A 17,328-nucleotide genomic window follows, 5' to 3' on the forward strand; every position below is an offset into this window, starting at 1 on the left:
ATCGATCCTAATGGTTAATCACTGCTTATTGAAGGCGAAATGCGGTAACACCGTGGCGATATCCCAGCAAAATGGAATCGCCGCATTTCTTGGTAAACCGCTGGTTTATAGAGCTAAAATAACGCTAAAGAAAAGGGCTTCGCGCCGCAGGCAATGCGGCACGCAAGCGACACGCAAGCTTTAATTCGGAACAAACCGGAAAAATCGCGTCAGGACGCAAGCCGTTCGGCGCGACCCGTATCCGGATCGATTCCATATTCCTTAAGCTTACGGTACAGCGTCGAGCGACCGATTCCCAGTCGCCGCGCGACCTCGCTCATCTGGCCGTTATAGTGCTCGATGGCGAGCCGGATCATCTCGAACTCGACATCGGCCAGCGTCCGCACATTGCCGCGCTCGTCGAGCGCCCGAAGCGTACCCGGCCTCGCCTTCTCGACAGCGGACGGGGCAACCTGAGTCGCGGCGCCATCAGCTTTTGCTGGTGCAGCCGGCAAAACCCTGTCCGTACCGCCGAGATCGACAACACCTTCGACCTGTGCCCGGATCTGCGGAAACTCGTCTTCGGTCAGCACATCGCCTTCCGACAGGACGCAGGCGCGGAACACCGCATTTTCCAACTGTCGGATGTTGCCCGGCCAGTCATATGACTGAAGCAGCGCCAGCGCATTCTCCGAGATCGCCGGCACCCGGCCGCGTGGACTCGCAGGTGCGACACGCGAGATGAAATGGCCGACGAGCAGCGGAATGTCGTCGCGGCGCTCGCGCAACGGCGGCACGAAGATGGGATAGACGTTGAGGCGGTAGAACAGGTCTTCGCGGAACTTGCCGTCCTTGACCTGCTGCAGAAGGTTGCGATGCGTCGCCGAGATCAGTCGGATGTCTATCTTGACCGTCGAACGGCCGCCCACCGGATCGACCTCGCCTTCCTGCACGGCCCGGAGCAGCTTGACCTGCACGTCGAGAGGCAGGTCGCCGATCTCGTCGAGAAACAGCGTGCCATTGTTGGCCTCGACGAACTTGCCGGTGTGTTTTTCGGTCGCGCCGGTGAACGAGCCCTTTTCATGGCCGAACAAGATGCTTTCGACCAGATTGTCGGGAATGGCCCCGCAATTGACAGTGACGAACGGCTTCGAACGGCGCTCGCCGGACCCCTGGATGGCGCGCGCCACCAGTTCCTTGCCGACGCCTGACTCCCCCTCGATCAGGATCGGGATGTTCGAGGCCGCCGCTTTCTGACCGAGCCGGATCACGCGATCCATCGCTGGACTGCGCGTAACGAGATCCCGGAAGGTCAAGAGTCCGCTGCCACGGCGCACCGTGCGCCGCACGGTGTCCTCGACCGCTTCGACTTTCAGCGCATTGGTGATGGCTGCCTGCAACTTGTCCGGCGATGCCGGCTTGACCACGAAGTCGAAGGCGCCGTTGCGCATCGCCGACACCACCGTGTCGATGCCGCCCTGCGCAGTCTGGACGATAACAGGAACGTCGATGCCGCGCTCGCGCATTGCCTTGAGAACGCCGATGCCGTCGAGGCCGGGCATGGACAGGTCGAGGATGATGACGCCGATGTCGCCGCCACGCGGACCGTCGAGCACCTGCAGCGCCGCCTCCCCGCCATCGGCGGCGATTGCGGAATGACCGAACTTGGTCACCGCTGCGTCGACGAGGCGTCGCTGTACGGGATCGTCATCGACTATGAGAATCGAACCTGCCATGAATGTCCGGAATACGCCCGTTGATACCGTTTGGATGTGGATCATCCTGGCACAGGGTCCTAAATAAGGTTTCAAAAAAGCCGGTGAACGAATCCCTTACGGCGCAGAGCGTCCTTTTTGGACGCGCAAAGGATGCTCCGGGACTTTAAGGTGGTGCATGGTTCCTTCTGAAAATCGATTCCGATTTTCGGGGCCATGCACTAGATTTGAGTCGACGGCTGGGAAGTGAAAGGGAAGCGCGATGCGTTGGAATTCCGGGCAGGAGATGCAGGCCACCGCTGCCGCAGGGGCCGCGGCCGGGCTTGGTGACTTGCCCGAATGGGACCTCGCCGACCTCTATGCCGGCATGGATGCGCCTGAACTGGCGCGCGATCTGGAAAAGGCTTCGGCCGATGCCGTTGCCTTCGAGGCGCGCTGGAAGGGCACGCTCGCTGTCGAGGCCGGGCGCGGCGCTGCAGGCAAGCTCGGCGAAGCCATGCAGACCTACGAAGCGCTTGAAGAACTGGTCGGCCGGGTCGTCTCCTACGCCGGGCTGGTCTATGCCGGCGACACCTCCGACCCCAAGCGTGCCAAGCTCTACGGCGATATCCAGGAGAAGATGACCGATGCCAGCGCGCATCTTCTGTTCTTCGCCCTCGAGCTGAACCTGGTCGACGACGCGCTGATCCTTTCGGCACTCGATGCCGATCCGGCTTTTGGCCATTACCGACCCTGGGTGCTCGATCTCAGGAAGGACAAGCCCTACCAGCTCGAGGACCGCGTCGAGCAACTGTTCCACGAGAAGTCGATCACCGGCCGCGGTTCGTGGAACCGGCTGTTCGACGAGACGATGACCGAGCTGCGCTTCGATGTCGGCGGCGAGGAGCTGACGCTGGAGCCGGCGCTGAACAAGCTGCAGGATCCTGATGGCGAGGTGCGCCGCGCGGCCTCCGAGGCGCTCGCTGCGACCTTCCGCAAGAACCTGCGCGTCTTCACGCTGATCACCAACACGCTGGCCAAGGACAAGGAAATCTCCGACCGCTGGCGCGGCTTCGAGGACATCGCCGATTCACGCCACCTCGCCAACCGCGTCGAACGCGAGGTGGTCGACGCCCTTGCCGCCTCGGTGCGCGAGGCCTATCCGCGCCTGTCGCACCGCTACTATGCGATGAAGGCCAAGTGGCTCGGCATGGACGCGATGAACCACTGGGACCGCAACGCCCCCCTGCCCGAGACGCCACAGGCGACCATCGGCTGGAGCGAGGCTCGCGACACGGTGCTGACCGCCTATGGCAACTTCTCGCCGGAGATGGCCAACATCGCCCGCGACTTCTTCGACCGCCGCTGGATCGACGCCCCCGTACGTCCCGGCAAGGCGCCGGGCGCCTTTGCCCATCCGACAGTGCCGTCGGCGCACCCTTACGTGCTGCTCAACTACATGGGTAAGCCGCGCGACGTCATGACCCTAGCCCATGAGCTCGGCCACGGCGTGCACCAGGTGCTGGCTGCCGGCCAGGGCGCGCTCATGGCCTCGACGCCGCTGACGCTGGCTGAGACGGCAAGCGTCTTCGGCGAGATGCTGACCTTCCGCTCGCTGCTCGACCGCACCACCGACAAGCGCGAGCGCAAGGCGATGCTGGCGCAGAAGGTCGAGGACATGATCAACACGGTCGTGCGCCAGATCGCCTTCTATGAATTCGAGCGCAAGGTGCATTCGGAACGCAAGAACGGCGAGCTGACATCAGACCAGCTCGGCCAGTTCTGGCTCGAGGTGCAGGCCGAAAGCCTGGGGCCGGCGATCAAGCTGCGCGAAGGCTACGAAGTGTTCTGGACCTACATCCCGCACTTCATCCACTCGCCCTTCTACGTCTATGCCTACGCCTTCGGCGACTGCCTGGTGAACTCGCTGTTTGCGGTCTACCAAAACGCCGAGCGTGGCTTCCAGGACAAGTATTTCGAGATGCTGCGCGCCGGCGGCACCAAGCACCATTCCGAGCTGCTGAAGCCATTCGGGCTGGATGCCACCGACCCGGCCTTCTGGCAGAAGGGCCTTGCCGTCATCAGCGGCCTCATCGATGAACTGGAAGCGCTGGACTGAGACGGCGCTTCGCCTCCTGAAATCATGGCAGATCTTACTTCACCCTTCGTCCTGTTCCGGGATGATCGCGCCGGCCAGGAAGTGCTGTTCGAGGCACCGCGCGAAACCATCGTTGCGCACGGCGCCGACGACTTCTTTCCCGCGCTCGCGGCTGCCCAGGCCGCGCATGACAGCGGCAAGTGGCTCGCCGGCTACTTCGCCTATGAGGCAGGCTACCTGCTCGAGCCGAAGCTCCGGCCGCTATTGCCAGAGGGGCGGCGCACGCCGCTGATCTGCCTGGGCGTATTCGACCAGCCATCGGGCCGTGTGCGTCCGCCTGCACCAGGGCCAGCAACCAACGGGCCGATCTTCGACGCTCGCGCCGCATGGTCGGAGGCAGACTACGAACGCCGCTTCAAGCGGCTCCACCAGCACATTCGCCAGGGCGACTGCTACCAGGCCAATCTCACCTTCCCCGTACAGGCGCAATGGACCGGCACGCCGCTCGATGCCTTCGACGCGCTGATTGCGCGCCAGCCGGTGAAATACGGCTCGCTCGTCTCGCTCGGCGGCCCGGTCGTGCTGTCGCGTTCGCCCGAACTGTTCTTCGAGATCGACGGCGAAGGCTGGATCGAGACCCATCCGATGAAGGGCACAGCCCCGCGCGGCAAGACATCAGAAGAGGATGCTGCACTCAGGGAGTTTCTGCGCAACGACGAGAAGAACCAGGCGGAAAACCGCATGATCGTCGACCTTTTGCGCAACGACATTTCGTTGATCAGCGAGGTCGGTTCGCTCGACGTGCCCGAGTTGTTCCGCATCGAGAGCTATCCGACCGTGCACCAGATGGTCAGCACCGTCAGGGCCAAGCTCCTGCCAAGCCTTTCCATCGAGCGCATCTTCGCTGCCCTTTTCCCCTGCGGCTCGATAACAGGTGCGCCGAAGATCCGTGCCATGGAAATCCTCCACGATCTCGAAGGCACGCCGCGCGACGTCTATTGCGGCTCCATCGGCTGGATCGCGCCCGGCGGCACCATGCGCTTCAACGTGGCGATCCGCACCATCACGCTCTTCCCCGATGGCGAGGCCGTCTACAATGTCGGCGGCGGCGTGGTGTTCGATTCGACGGCAGAAGCGGAGTATGCGGAATGTCTTCTGAAAGCACGCTTCGCGACCGGCTCGGTGCCGGCTTCGAGCTGATCGAGACACTGCGCTGGGAGCCCGAAAGCGGCTTCCTGCGCGGCGACCGCCATCTCGCCCGGCTCGCGGCCTCGGCGGAGGTACTCGGCTTCGCCTTCGACCTTACGGCCGTCAGGCAGGCTTTGGCGAAGGCCGCCACCGGCGACACGCCGCTCAGGGTTCGCCTCGCCCTCTCCCAAGACGGCAAGGTCGGTGTGACCAGGCAGGCCTTCGCGCCGCTGTCGCCCGACACGCTGTGGATCCTGTGCATCGCCACACCCCGGCTTGCCTCGACCGACACGCTCCTGCGCCACAAGACCACGCGCCGGCAGGCCTATGACGCCGCCCGCGCCGAGTTTGCCCGCGATGCGGCCGACGAAGTGATCCTGCTCAATGAGGCAGGGCAGGTCTGCGAAGGCACGATCACCAGCCTCTTCCTCGATATGGGCAACGGCGCCCCGCTCAGGACCCCAGCGCTTACCTGCGGCCTTCTCGCCGGCGTGCTGCGCGGAGAGCTGATCGAGAAAGGCGAGGCAGTGGAGGCCAATCTGACCATCGACGATATCGCCAGCGCGTCGAAGATCTTCGTAGGCAACTCGCTGCGCGGGCTCATTGCCGCCAGACTGGTCCAATGAGCTGAGATTGCCGGCATGCGAGGCAAAGGCTAAGTCATCCCAACCTCAGGAAGCGACAGGTTCGGATGACCGCTGTAGTTACGCACACGCCCTATGACGGCACATCAAAACCCTTCGCCATCGGCCTGAAGCAGGCGGAGCCGCGCGACTGGATCGAGCTTGACGGCCATCTCGGCGCTTATCTGGCCGAGAAGGACAGGCTTTACACCGAAGTGCCCGACAAGGTGTTCGTCGCCGAGCCGGAAACGCGGGCGGCCCAGCAGGAGGTGCTGGACTTGCTGGTCGCGCATCTGACCGAGCGCTTCCCCCAGACCTATCGCCTCGAAGGCGAGCGCTGCCTCATCGCCGGCATGGATCGCGCCATCGACATCGCCAATCCCGGCGACAATCCCCTGATCGCCGCCTCGAAGCTGGTGCAGGAAGACCTGATCCTGATGCGGCAGGGCGAGGATGGCTGGCGGCTGGCCGCCGGATCGCTGTGTTTCCCCTCGTCGTGGAAGCTGACCGAAAAATTCGGCCTGCCGATCCACCACATCCACGGCCCGGTGCCCGGCTTCGGCCCCGGCACGCGCATGGCCGAACTGATCGCCCGCATGTTCGACAAGCTTGCCGTGCTGGTCGAGCGCTTCAACTGGTCGATCCAGGCCAATGGCGATCTCTACCATCCACTCTCCGACCGCCAGCGCATCGCGCGTTCGGCCGAGACGCACTCGACCTTTGCCGATGCCGACGCTGCGGGACGCGCCTTCATCCGGGTCGAGCGGCAGACGCTGCGAAAGCTGCCGGTGTCGGGCGACATCCTGTTCACCATCCGCATCTATCTCGATCCGCTGGCGGTGCTTGCGCGTCATGAGGACCGCGCCCGGCTGGCCGCCTCCTTCACCGATCAGCTGATGAGCCTCGACCGCGACCAGCTCGACTACAAGGGCCTCTCCGCCGATCGTGACAGGCTGGTTGGCTTCCTCAACGGCATGGCTCCAGCCGGCTAACAATAGCGGCATAACGTCCGGTTCCTACAGCATCTAGGAAGCGGATTCGCTTTATTGCCATAAGCATGTATGGTTTAGGCGTTGAAGCCGGGTCAATCGTGGCCCGGCTCTTTTAGTGTGAGAAGGAGTGCCATAAAAAATGGCGAATGAAAAATGGTCCGTCTACGGTGAGATTACTGGTCCTGTTGTGATGATCGGCTTCGGCTCGATCGGTCGTGGAACGCTCCCCCTCATCGAACGCCATTTCAAATTCGACAAGTCGCGCATGGTGATTATCGATCCCAGCGACGAAAACCGAAAACTCGCGGATGAGCGTGGCATCAAATTCATCCAGGAGGCGGTAACCAAGGACAATTACAAGGAGCTGCTGACGCCCCTGCTGACCAACGGCGGCGGCCAGGGCTTCTGCGTCAACCTGTCGGTCGATACCGGCTCGGTCGACCTCATGCATCTCAGCCGCAAGCTTGGCGCGCTCTATGTCGACACCGTCATCGAGCCCTGGCTCGGTTTCTACTTCGACAACAGCGCCGACAATAGCGAGCGCACCAACTACGCCCTGCGCGAAACCCTGCTCGCCGAAAGGCGCAAGCACCCCGGCGGTCCGACCGCCGTTTCCACCTGCGGCGCCAACCCGGGCATGGTCTCGTGGTTCGTCAAGCAGGCGCTGGTCAACCTCGCCAACGATCTCGGCCTCGAATTCGAGGAGCCTGCGCAGCAGGATCGCGACGGCTGGGCAGCGTTGATGAAGAAGGCCGGCGTCAAGGGCATCCACATCGCCGAGCGCGACACCCAGCGCACCAAGAACCCCAAGCCGATGAACGTGTTCTGGAACACCTGGTCGGTCGAGGGCTTCATCTCCGAGGGCCTGCAGCCGGCCGAGCTGGGCTGGGGTACCCACGAGACGTGGAAGCCCAAGAACGCCAAGAAGTTCAAGAAGGGCTGCAAGGCGGCGATCTATCTGGAGCAGCCGGGCGCCAACACCCGCGTCCGCACCTGGTGCCCGACGCCTGGCCCGCAATACGGCTTCCTGGTGACGCATAACGAGGCGATCTCCATCGCCGACTTCTTCACCGTGCGCTCGAAGAAGGGCAAGGTCATCTATCGCCCGACCTGCCACTACGCCTACCACCCCTGCAACGACGCGGTTCTGTCGATGCACGAGATGTTCGGTGCTGCCGGCAAGCCGCAGCCCGTCCATCACGTTCTCGACGAGGACGAACTGGTCGACGGCAAGGACGAGCTCGGCGTGCTGCTCTACGGCCACGACAAGAACGCATACTGGTACGGCTCGCAGCTGACGCTCGAGCAGGCCCGCAAGCTTGCGCCTTATCAGAACGCCACCGGCCTGCAGGTGACCTCGGCCGTGCTCTCCGGCATGGTCTGGGCGCTCGAGAACCCCGAGGCCGGCATCGTCGAGGCCGACGAGATGGACTACAAGCGTTGCCTCGAAGTGCAGCAGCAGTATCTCGGACCGGTCAACGGCCACTACACCGACTGGACCCCGCTCGACGGCCGCCCCGGCCTGTTCGAGGAGGACATCGACAAGGACGACCCCTGGCAGTTCCGCAACATCCTGGTGCGCTGATCGGCGTCACCGGAAAAGAAAAGGGCGCCAGACGGCGCCCTTTTTGTTTGTGGCGATAAAGCCCGCGACTACTTGCGCAGCTCTGCCTCGATGTCGTCGAGCGCCTTGTCCTTGCCGATGCCGGTGAGGAAGGCGAGGCCCTTGATGACCGGCACCGTGACCGACGCCGAGATCGGCGTGGTGGCAACGATCAGGTCGACATTGTCGGCCAGGCTGGGCACCTCGGTTGCCTTGCACTGCATGGCGTTGAAAGTCAGCCCGCGCGCCTTCATTGCCTCGGTGACGGTGGCGTTGACGGCGGTCGAGGTGGCGACGCCTGTGCCGCAGGCGAAAAGAACGGTTTTCTGTTTGGCCATCGTGAAATCCCCCTGTTAGCCCAGTGCAGCGGCAACGTCGGCTGCGGATGCAGCACGGCTCAGCCCGGCAAGGGCCTCTTCGCTCTGGATCGTGTCCATGATTTCCTGAAGCATGTCTATCTGCTTGTCCTTGTCGTTGATCGCAAGCAGGAACACGTAACCGACAGGAACCGCCTCGTCGGGGTCTTCCATGTTGGCGAAGTCGACCGGCTGCGACAGCACCGCCAGTGCAATGCCCGGCTTGATGACATGTTCGGGATCGGTGTGCGGAATGGCGACATTGAGCGCGTAGCCGAGCGGCAGGCCGGTGGGCATCGTCGCCTCGCGGCGGACAACCGCGTCGGCATAGCTGCCCTTCACATAGCCCAATGCCTCGAGCTTGCCCGCGAGCAGGCGGATGACGGCTTCGCCATCAGTGGCATCGACCCCGAGCGCGATTGCTTCGGGGTCGATGTGGTTCATGAGGGCTCGCGCCATCCTTGTCTCCTTGTGGCGGAGCCGGCGGCACATGCCGTCGGCTCCGGTATCTCGGTTCAGCCTGAGGTCGCGTAGCGCACGCTGCCGGCCTCGGTGCCTTCGCCGTCATCCTCGGCGCCGGCTGCCCGTTCCCAGGCCGCGCTGTTGCGGCGGTAGAGGAAGAACAGCGCCGCGATGATGGCCGCCAGCAGCACCAGCCCGCCGATCGCCAGCCACTGGATGGCTTCGATGATCACGTAAGGCACCCACAGGAAGCCGTCGACGACGGAGGTGATCTGCACAGCGTTCGCAGGCATCTGGAAGCCCGACGACACGGCAGCGCTGGTGAACAGCGGCGCAAGCGCGTTGGCGACGTAGAAGCCGAGAGCGAGCGTGACGGTGCCGACGATCACCATGCGGAAGACGTTGCCCTTGAGCAGCGGCGCGGTCATGGCGACGATGAACGGGATGACGGCAAGGTCGGCGAACAGGATGACGCGGTTGCCCGGCAGGATGATCGACAGCACGATGGCGATCGGCACCAGGATCAGCGACGACGAGATCGCGGCCGGATGGCCGATCAGGATTGCCGAGTCCAGACCGACCAGCAGCTCGCGGTCGCCGGTGCGCTTGCGCACGAATTCCTGGGCAGCGTCGGAGACCGGCAGCAGTCCTTCCATCAAGACCTTCACCATGCGCGGCAAGAGCAGCATCACGGCGGCCAGCGTCATGCCCGTGGTCAGGACCTTGGACAGCACCGTGCCGAAATCGCCAGCGTTGTAGTAGGCGATCAGGCCAAGCACGAGGCCGATGATCAGGCCGAGCACGACAGGTTCGCCGAACACGCCGAAGCGCTTCTCGATGGTCTCCGTCGAGATGTTGATGCGGTTGATGCCGGGGATGCGGTCCATGATCCAGTTCAGCACGATGGCGATGGGCAGGATCTGCGCCGAGGCGAGATGCGGCACGGAAACGCCGGGGATGCCATAGAACTGCTGCACGGCGCGGGCCGACCAGTCGGCAAACAGCAGCGCAAGTGCGGCAACCAGCGCTGCGACCGCCAGTCCGTAACCGAGGCTGCCCGTGGCAGCGGTCGCCAGCGAACCGACGAAGGCGAAGTGCCAGAAGTTCCAGACGTCGACGTTCAGCGTGCGCGTCAGTCGCAGCAGCAGCAGCGCGATGTTGACGGCGATGCCGATGGGGATGACCCACAGGCCGACAGACGAGCCGAAGGCGATGGCCGCGGCCGACGGCCAACCCACGTCGACGATGTCGCGCTGGATGCCGGTGTTGGTGACAATGGCCTTGGCCACGTCGCCGATCGAGCCCAGCATCAGGCCGAGCACGAGATTGATGCCGATGAAGGCGACGCCGATGGTGATGGCGGCGCGGAACGCCTTGCCGACCTTGGCGCCGAGAACCACGGCAATGATGAAAATGACGATGGGCAACAGCACCGTTGCGCCAAGCGTGTCCACGGCCGACTTAAGGCCGGTCAAAAACGCATCCATGATGCTCCCCCCAGACTCCAAAAGAATGTCCCGGGCCCTCCAGCCTCAGAACATTTGTGCTTCAACGCATACGAAAGTTACATCGATTCCTGAGCCTGTCAATCAGGCTTGGCAGCTGTATCGGTTGGAACGAATGGGCCCGCCGGCCGTTCGGTGGTGTCGGCACCTCGTTTCGACTGTCGACAGGGGCGGCCAAAGCCTTGCCTTCGCCATCAAATCGGGCGATTGAAGGCTGGCGGACTGAGGAGAGGATTCTTGATGACGACTTCGCGCAAAATTCGTTCGGCCGGAGTGATGGCATTGCTCGCGGCCGCCTTGGCTGGCTGCACGACCGGCGGCGGCGGTGTTTCGGGCGGTGGCGCTCCAGTGCGGGCGCAGAGCGGCGTTGAAGGCGCCTGGCTCGATGCCAAGGGCACCGGTCTTTCGACCTTCCAGGCCGGCGCGTTCCAGACTGTCGCCACCGACACCGGGCAGAAACTGTCCGACGGCACCTATGTCATGACCGGCGCCAACTCGGTCCAGATCAACGGCACCTCGCTGATCCGCCAGTCGCCGATCAGCTTCAACTGCCTGCTGATCTCGGCCAACCAGCTGAACTGCACCAGCTCGACCAACCAGCAGTTCACCCTGACCCGTCGCGTCTGATCCTGCCGGCGCCTGCGCAAGTGGGCGCCGCACACGATCGAACGAACCCGCGCGCGGCACCCAGAGCCACGGAAATGTCGTTTCGCAGGCGTTAAGTAAGCCGGCTTTCGGCCTCAGATTCTCCCTTGCATCCGAAAATTCGGAATGTGAACATGGCCCCAAGGAATGTGTAACATTCCGGTCAAGCGAAGGCGGTAAATGCCTCGCGGGGGTCATTCGGGAGAATTCATTATGAAGAGATTGGCTGCCATTGCGGCTTTGTCGGCATCGGCCTTCGGATATTCCGTCGCGCCGTCATTCGCCGACTATACTTTGACGATTCTTCACTTCAACGACTGGCATAGCCGGATCGAAAGCAACAACAAGTTCGAATCGACCTGCTCGGCCGAGGAAGAGGGCAAGGGCGAGTGCATTGGCGGTGCGGCGCGCCTGGTGACCGCGATTGCCGACCAGCGCAAGAAGCTGGAAGGCCAGAACGTGCTGCTGCTCAACGGCGGCGACAACTTCCAGGGCTCGCTGTTCTACACCACCTACAAGGGCGCGGTCGAAGCCGAGTTCCTCAACCAGATGAAGTTCGACGCCATGACCGTGGGCAACCACGAGTTCGACGACGGCGAGGACGCGCTGGTGCCCTTCCTCGAGAAGATCCAGTTCCCGGTGCTCTCGGCCAACGTCCATCCGAACGCCCAGTCCAAGGTCGGCGACCGCATCAAGCCGTCGATCGTGCTCGAGGTCGGCGGCCAGAAGATCGGCATCGTCGGCGCCGTGACCAACGACACGCCTGAAGTCGCCTCGCCCGGCCCCAACATCGCCATCGAGGACGACGTCAAGAACATCACCGCCGAAGTCGAGAAGCTGAAGGCCGCAGGCGTCAACAAGATCATCGCTCTGACCCATGTCGGTTATCCGCGCGACAAGGAGATGATCGCCAAGATCCCAGGCGTCGACGTTGTCGTCGGCGGCCATTCGCACTCGCTTCTGTCGAACACCGACGCGAAAGCCGAAGGCCCTTACCCGACGATGATCGACAACCCCGAGGGCTACAAGGTCCCGGTTACCCAGGCGGCGTCCTATTCCAAGTATCTCGGCGAGTTCACCGTCACCTTCGATGACAACGGCGTCGTCAAGGAAGCCAAGGGCGACCCGATCTATCTCGACAACTCGATCAAGCCGGATGAAGCCGTGCTCGCCCGCATCAAGGAGCTCGGCGCCCCGATCGAGGAGCTGAAGAACAAGGAGGTCTCCGAGACCACTGCGCTCATCGACGGCAGCCGTGAAAACTGCCGCGCCCGCGAATGCACCATGGGCAATCTGATCTCCGACGCCATCCTCGACCGCGTCAAGGACCAGGGTGTCACCATCGTCTTCCAGAACGGCGGCGGCATTCGTGCCTCCATCGACCAGGGCGTCGTCACCATGGGTGAAGTGCTGACGGTGCTGCCCTTCCAGAACACGCTCGCCACCTTCCAGCTGTCCGGCAAGGATATCGTCGCCTCGCTCGAGGCCGGCGTCAGCGAGATCGAGGAAGGCAAGGGCAAGTTCCCGCAGGTCGCCGGCCTGAAGTATTCGTTCGACAAGTCGGTCGCGGCCAATGCCGGCCGCGTCAAGTCGGTCGAGGTGATGGACGGCGGCGCCTGGAAGCCGATCGACGAAGCCAAGGTCTACACGGTGGCGACCAACAACTACGTCCGCCAGGGCGGCGACGGCTACAAGCTGTTCGCCTCGAACGCCACCAATGCCTATGACTACGGTCCGAGCCTTGAACAGGTTGTCGCCGACTATCTCGGCAAGAACCGTCCGTTCACGCCGAAGCTCGACGGCCGCATCGTCGAAATCGCCACCAATACGCCTGCGCCGGCTGCCGAGCCGGCAAAGCCCGCCGAAGCAGCTCCCGCCCCTGCAACTCCGGCAGCACCCGCTGCCGAAGCTCCGAAGCCTGCTGAAGCCGCACCGGCTGCGACCGCTCCGGCCGCCGCCGCTGCCCAGAAGCACACCATCGCCGCCGGCGACACCTTCTGGGACCTGGCCAAGAAGTATCTCGGCAACCCGACCAAGTGGAAGGCGATCGCCGAAGCCAATCCGGAAGCCAAGGCCAAGGACCTGCACATCGGCGGCACGCTGGAAATCCCGGCCGCCAACTGATAGGTCAAACCCGACCTGACAAGCCCGCCCGGCACGCCGGGCGGGTTTTTTCATTTGGGGTATAGGGAATAGCGAATAGGGCCAGCGCGACCCGTGGGGCGCCCGAGCCTATTGGGGCTGCCTTCTCTACTCACTATTCGCTATTCCCTATTCGCTACCTCAGGGTGCGGCCAGACGCGACATTGAACGGCCGCCCCATTCAATTAGGTATCCCGCAGTACGGAGACACCGAATGAACCTGACCACCACCATCGACGAAAAATCCGCCAAGGCGCTCGGCCCGTTTCCCGGCGGCCATCCCCAGGTGAAAAAGGGCAAGGTCGGCGTTCTCCTGGTCAATCTCGGCACGCCTGATGGCACCGACAGCAAGTCGATGTGGCGCTATCTGCGCGAATTCCTCTCCGACCCGCGCGTCATCGAGATGCCCAAGGCGCTGTGGTATCCGATCCTCTACGGCATCGTGCTCAACACGCGGCCAAAGAAGTCGGGCGAGAACTACAAGAAGATCTGGAACACCGAGCGCGACGAATCTCCGCTGCGCACCTATACCCGCGCCCAGGGCGAGAAGCTGGCCGAAGCCCTGCGCGACCTGCCCGACGTCATCGTCGACTGGGGCATGCGCTACGGCAATCCCTCGACCAAGAGCGTGGTCCAGAAGCTGATCGCCCAGGGCTGCGACCGCATCGTCATGTTCCCGCTCTACCCGCAATTCTCGGCAACGACGACCGCGACCGCCAGCGACCAGCTGTTCCGCGCGCTGATGGAAATCCGCGCCATGCCGTCGATCCGCACGGTTCCAGCCTATTACGACGAGCCGGTCTATATCGAGGCGCTGGCCCGCTCGATCGAACAGCATCTGGCCAAACTCGACTTCGAGCCGGAGGTGATCCTCGCCTCCTACCACGGCATCCCGAAACCCTATTTCGAGCGCGGCGACCCCTATCACTGCCATTGCGTCAAGACGACAAGGCTTCTGCGCGAACGGCTCGGCATGGACGACAAGAAGCTGATGACCACTTTCCAGTCGCGCTTCGGTGCACAGGAATGGCTGCAGCCCTACACCGACAAGACCGTCGAGCGGCTGGCCAAGGAGGGCGTCAAGTCGATCGCCATCGTCAATCCCGGATTCTCGGCCGACTGCATCGAGACACTTGAGGAGATCGCCGGCGAGAACGCCGAGATCTTCCACCATGCCGGCGGCAAGAATTTCTCTCACATCCCCTGCCTCAACGACAGCCCCGAGGGCATGGCGGTGATCGAGGCGATCACCCGTCGCGAACTGATGGGCTGGGTCTGATCTCTGCCCGTCGGGGCTGCCGCCGGCCCTGACTGTCCTCCAGAACATTTGCCCCCGACATTCAGGCCCCATGTCATTGTAACGATGCTGAAAGCCGCTTAAGTCTTTCGGCATCGAGCCGCGTCAAAGACTTGCGCGCGGCGAACGCGTGGGGAGAGCCGAATGGATTTCAGTGGTTACGATCTGGTTGTTCCGGCCATTGCCATCTTCGCGATCTTTGTCCTGTTCAAGGGCATCAAGACCGTTCCGCAGGGCTTCAACTACACTGTCGAGCGCTTCGGCCGTTACACCAGGACGCTTACCCCCGGCCTCAACCTGATCATCCCCTTTGTCGATAGCATCGGCGCCAGGATGAACATGATGGAGCAGGTTCTCGACGTTCCCACGCAGGAAGTCATCACCCGCGACAACGCCATCGTGGCGGTCGACGGCGTCGCCTTCTACCAGGTGCTGAACGCTCCGCAGGCGGCCTATCAGGTCGCCGGCCTGCAGAACGCCATCCTCAACCTGACCATGACCAACATCCGCACGGTCATGGGCTCGATGGACCTCGACGAGCTTCTGTCGAACCGCGATGCCATCAACGAGCGGCTGCTGCGCGTGGTCGACGAGGCGGCGCACCCGTGGGGCATCAAGGTCACCCGTGTCGAGATCAAGGACATCAACCCGCCGGCCAACCTGGTCGAGTCGATGGCTCGTCAGATGATGGCCGAACGCAACAAGCGCGCCCAGATCCTCGAAGCCGAGGGCCTGAAGGCAGCACAGGTGCTGGAAGCCGAAGGCCGCCGCGAAGCCGCCTTCCGCGACGCCGAGGCGCGTGAGCGCGCCGCCGAGGCCGAAGCGCGCGCCACCCAGGTCGTGTCCGAGGCCATCGCCAAGGGCGATGTCCAGGCGATCAACTACTTCGTCGCCCAGAAATACACCGAGGCGCTGGCCAAGATCGGCTCCGCCGGCAACAGCAAGGTGGTGCTGATGCCCATGGAAGCGTCATCGCTGATCGGCACGCTGGGCGGCATCGGCGAAATCGCCAAGGAGGTTTTCAGGAGCGAAGGCACGGCCGGCGCGCAGCGGCAGTCGCAAGCCCGCACCCCGCGCATTCCGCCCGAGCAGAACTGAGCGGCGCGACAGCGAGGAACCGCAGATGATCGTGCGTTTCATCACCGAGCTCGGCCCCTGGGTCTGGATGCTGCTCGGCTTCGTACTGCTGACGCTGGAGATCTTTGCCCCCGGCGTCTTCCTGCTGTGGATCGGCATCGCCGCGCTGCTGGTCGGTGCGCTGTCGCTACAGCTGTGGGACTGGGCGTCCTGGACCTGGCACGCCCAGGTTCTTACCTTCGTCGTCCTGTCGCTGGCATCGGCCTATCTCGGCAAGCGCATCACCAACAACAGCTCCGAAAGAAGCGACCAGCCGCTTCTCAACCAGCGTGGCGCCCAGATGGTCGGCCGCACCGCGACGCTGACCGAGGCGATCCGGGAAGGCCGTGGCCGCATCAAGCTCGGCGACACCACATGGCGCGTCTCCGGCCCCGACCTGCCTGTCGGCACCCAGGTGCGCGTCGTCGCCGCCGGTGACACCGATCTGGAACTGGTGGTGGAGCCGGTCTGAGCCCGTTCGAGGCCTGAACCGAATTGGTCGAAACCGCCCCAACGGCCCTCATGGCGAGCTTGTCGAACCACGAGGGTGCCGGGCGTTCTCATTTGCAAGAAGTCAGATTAGCCTGACCTTGGTCTAGGCCAAACGGGATATCCCGGGATCGAGGAAGCTAGGCTGCGCCGATCCGGAGCAGATCGTGGAAATGCACGAGGCCGACCGGGCGGTCGCCCTCGACCACGATCAGCGCGCCGATATTGTTCTCGTTGAGCATGGCGATCGCCGCGCCCGCCAACATCTGGCGGGGCACCGTCTTTGGCCGCGTCGTCATGATCTCCTCGACCCGGGTTTCAGCCAGGTTGCGGTCGAGATTGCGGGAAAGGTCGCCATCGGTAACGATACCGGCGAGCTTGCCCTCTGCATCGATGACGCAGACGCAGCCGAAGCGCTTCTGCGACAGCATCCTCACCGCTTCCGGCATCTTGGTGCCGACCGTGACGACCGGCATGCGGTCGCCGGTGTGCATCAGTTCGCCCACCGGCATCAGGCTGGCGCCCAGCTGGCCGCCGGGATGGAAGGTGCGGAAATGATCGGCGGTAAAGCCGCGTGCCTCGAGCAGAGCCACGGCGAGCGCATCGCCGATGGCGAGCTGCAGCAGCGTCGAGGTTGTCGGCGCAAGGCCATGCGGGCAGGCCTCGGGCGACCGCGGCAGCGACAGCACGACATCTGCCTGCCTGGCGAGCGCCGATGCGTCGCCGGCGGTGATGGCGATCAGCGGAATGGAGAAGCGCCTGGAATAGCCGACGATGCCCTTTAGCTCGGCGGTTTCGCCTGACCACGAAATGGCAACAATGGCGTCGTCGCGGGTGATCATGCCGAGATCGCCATGTATGGCCTCGGCGGGATGGACAAAGTAGGACGGCGTGCCGGTCGAGGCGAAGGTGGCGGCGATCTTCTTGCCGATATGTCCGCTCTTGCCGACGCCGGTGATGATGGCGCGGCCGTTGAGCTGGCCGAGCACCGACACGGCGCGCGCGAAAGGCTCACCCAGCGGGCCTTCGAGCGCCGCCACGAGTGCGGCGATACCGGCCTGCTCGGTGGTGATGGTACGAAGTGCCGAGGCGATCGACGCCTGCGGGTCCGGCTCTTTTTTCAGCGATCCAGCGTGCAT

15 protein-coding genes are annotated in these 17,328 nt (G+C 63.6%); 10 read left to right on the forward strand and 5 right to left on the reverse strand.

Translation table 11 applies throughout. From position 1 onward, the window contains the following. Positions 1-209: 209 nt before the first annotated feature. On the reverse strand, positions 210-1,715 hold the full coding sequence (locus B015_RS0118995; protein ID WP_018429321.1) for a sigma-54 dependent transcriptional regulator: 1,506 nt from the start codon (positions 1,713-1,715) through the stop codon (positions 210-212). A 241-nt stretch (positions 1,716-1,956) separates the two neighbouring features. Between B015_RS0118995 and B015_RS0119000 the strand changes: the two genes are divergently transcribed. From B015_RS0119000 to B015_RS0119020, 5 genes are all read left to right on the forward strand, one after another. Then, entirely contained in the window at positions 1,957-3,792 is a 1,836-nt protein-coding gene (locus tag B015_RS0119000; RefSeq protein WP_026227476.1) for a M3 family oligoendopeptidase, read from the forward strand. A 24-nt stretch (positions 3,793-3,816) separates the two neighbouring features. Beyond that, the gene (locus B015_RS0119005; protein ID WP_018429323.1) at positions 3,817-4,971 is read left to right on the forward strand and encodes an aminodeoxychorismate synthase component I; all 1,155 of its coding nucleotides are present in this window, start codon (positions 3,817-3,819) and stop codon (positions 4,969-4,971) included. Further along, complete coding sequence (locus tag B015_RS0119010) at positions 4,920-5,585, forward strand: aminotransferase class IV family protein (RefSeq protein WP_040456932.1); 666 nt, start codon at positions 4,920-4,922, stop codon at positions 5,583-5,585. The genes B015_RS0119005 and B015_RS0119010 overlap by 52 nt, the downstream gene beginning before the upstream one ends. Positions 5,586-5,650: 65 nt before the next feature. Beyond that, positions 5,651-6,574 carry a DUF3445 domain-containing protein gene (locus B015_RS0119015; protein WP_018429325.1) on the forward strand — a complete coding sequence of 308 codons (924 nt, stop codon included), beginning with the start codon at positions 5,651-5,653 and terminating at the stop codon, positions 6,572-6,574. 139 nt (positions 6,575-6,713) lie between these two features. Further along, entirely contained in the window at positions 6,714-8,159 is a 1,446-nt protein-coding gene (locus tag B015_RS0119020; protein ID WP_026227478.1) for a homospermidine synthase, read from the forward strand. Between the two features lie 68 nt (positions 8,160-8,227). On the opposite strand, the gene B015_RS0119025 is transcribed toward B015_RS0119020, so the two are convergent. The 3 genes from B015_RS0119025 to B015_RS0119035 are packed head-to-tail and all read right to left on the reverse strand — an operon-like array spanning position 8,228 to position 10,482. Beyond that, positions 8,228-8,515 carry a PTS sugar transporter subunit IIB gene (locus B015_RS0119025; RefSeq protein WP_018429327.1) on the reverse strand — a complete coding sequence of 96 codons (288 nt, stop codon included), beginning with the start codon at positions 8,513-8,515 and terminating at the stop codon, positions 8,228-8,230. Positions 8,516-8,530: 15 nt separating this feature from the next. Further along, positions 8,531-8,992, reverse strand: coding sequence for a PTS sugar transporter subunit IIA (locus tag B015_RS0119030; protein ID WP_018429328.1), 462 nt, complete (start codon positions 8,990-8,992; stop codon positions 8,531-8,533). Between the two features lie 56 nt (positions 8,993-9,048). Then, positions 9,049-10,482 (reverse strand): PTS sugar transporter subunit IIC, encoded by a 1,434-nt coding sequence (locus tag B015_RS0119035; RefSeq protein ID WP_018429329.1) that lies wholly within the window; start codon positions 10,480-10,482, stop codon positions 9,049-9,051. Between the two features lie 258 nt (positions 10,483-10,740). Here B015_RS0119035 and B015_RS0119040 point away from each other — a divergent pair, with 258 nt between their 5' ends. From B015_RS0119040 to B015_RS0119060, 5 genes are all read left to right on the forward strand, one after another. After that, positions 10,741-11,127, forward strand: a complete 387-nt coding sequence (locus B015_RS0119040; RefSeq protein WP_026227479.1) for a hypothetical protein — start codon at positions 10,741-10,743, stop codon at positions 11,125-11,127. Positions 11,128-11,358: 231 nt separating this feature from the next. Beyond that, the gene (locus B015_RS0119045) at positions 11,359-13,269 is read left to right on the forward strand and encodes a 5'-nucleotidase C-terminal domain-containing protein (protein ID WP_018429331.1); all 1,911 of its coding nucleotides are present in this window, start codon (positions 11,359-11,361) and stop codon (positions 13,267-13,269) included. A gap of 232 nt (positions 13,270-13,501) precedes the next feature. After that, positions 13,502-14,566 (forward strand): ferrochelatase, encoded by a 1,065-nt coding sequence (gene hemH, locus B015_RS0119050; protein ID WP_018429332.1) that lies wholly within the window; start codon positions 13,502-13,504, stop codon positions 14,564-14,566. 162 nt (positions 14,567-14,728) lie between these two features. Continuing rightward, positions 14,729-15,682, forward strand: coding sequence for an SPFH domain-containing protein (locus B015_RS0119055; protein WP_018429333.1), 954 nt, complete (start codon positions 14,729-14,731; stop codon positions 15,680-15,682). 25 nt (positions 15,683-15,707) lie between these two features. After that, positions 15,708-16,172 (forward strand): NfeD family protein, encoded by a 465-nt coding sequence (locus tag B015_RS0119060; RefSeq protein ID WP_018429334.1) that lies wholly within the window; start codon positions 15,708-15,710, stop codon positions 16,170-16,172. Positions 16,173-16,329: 157 nt separating this feature from the next. Here B015_RS0119060 and B015_RS0119065 read toward each other — a convergent pair whose 3' ends face one another. After that, a complete protein-coding gene (locus B015_RS0119065; protein WP_018429335.1) occupies positions 16,330-17,328 on the reverse strand; it encodes a KpsF/GutQ family sugar-phosphate isomerase in 999 nt (332 codons plus the stop codon).

Origin of the sequence: Hoeflea sp. 108 (assembly GCF_000372965.1) — a bacterium.
Taxonomy (GTDB): domain Bacteria; phylum Pseudomonadota; class Alphaproteobacteria; order Rhizobiales; family Rhizobiaceae; genus Aminobacter.

Excerpts from the sequence above, each read along its gene's own strand:
- B015_RS0118995 (WP_018429321.1), bottom strand. The coding sequence starts at position 1,715 with ATGGCAGGTTCGATTCTCATAGTCGATGACGATCCCGTACAGCGACGC.
- B015_RS0119000 (WP_026227476.1), top strand. The coding sequence starts at position 1,957 with ATGCGTTGGAATTCCGGGCAGGAGATGCAGGCCACCGCTGCCGCAGGG.
- B015_RS0119005 (WP_018429323.1), top strand. The coding sequence starts at position 3,817 with ATGGCAGATCTTACTTCACCCTTCGTCCTGTTCCGGGATGATCGCGCC.
- B015_RS0119010 (WP_040456932.1), top strand. The coding sequence starts at position 4,920 with ATGTCTTCTGAAAGCACGCTTCGCGACCGGCTCGGTGCCGGCTTCGAG.
- B015_RS0119015 (WP_018429325.1), top strand. The coding sequence starts at position 5,651 with ATGACCGCTGTAGTTACGCACACGCCCTATGACGGCACATCAAAACCC.
- B015_RS0119020 (WP_026227478.1), top strand. The coding sequence starts at position 6,714 with ATGGCGAATGAAAAATGGTCCGTCTACGGTGAGATTACTGGTCCTGTT.
- B015_RS0119025 (WP_018429327.1), bottom strand. The coding sequence starts at position 8,515 with ATGGCCAAACAGAAAACCGTTCTTTTCGCCTGCGGCACAGGCGTCGCC.
- B015_RS0119030 (WP_018429328.1), bottom strand. The coding sequence starts at position 8,992 with ATGGCGCGAGCCCTCATGAACCACATCGACCCCGAAGCAATCGCGCTC.
- B015_RS0119035 (WP_018429329.1), bottom strand. The coding sequence starts at position 10,482 with ATGGATGCGTTTTTGACCGGCCTTAAGTCGGCCGTGGACACGCTTGGC.
- B015_RS0119040 (WP_026227479.1), top strand. The coding sequence starts at position 10,741 with ATGACGACTTCGCGCAAAATTCGTTCGGCCGGAGTGATGGCATTGCTC.
- B015_RS0119045 (WP_018429331.1), top strand. The coding sequence starts at position 11,359 with ATGAAGAGATTGGCTGCCATTGCGGCTTTGTCGGCATCGGCCTTCGGA.
- hemH (WP_018429332.1), top strand. The coding sequence starts at position 13,502 with ATGAACCTGACCACCACCATCGACGAAAAATCCGCCAAGGCGCTCGGC.
- B015_RS0119055 (WP_018429333.1), top strand. The coding sequence starts at position 14,729 with ATGGATTTCAGTGGTTACGATCTGGTTGTTCCGGCCATTGCCATCTTC.
- B015_RS0119060 (WP_018429334.1), top strand. The coding sequence starts at position 15,708 with ATGATCGTGCGTTTCATCACCGAGCTCGGCCCCTGGGTCTGGATGCTG.
- B015_RS0119065 (WP_018429335.1), bottom strand. The coding sequence starts at position 17,328 with ATGCACGCTGGATCGCTGAAAAAAGAGCCGGACCCGCAGGCGTCGATC.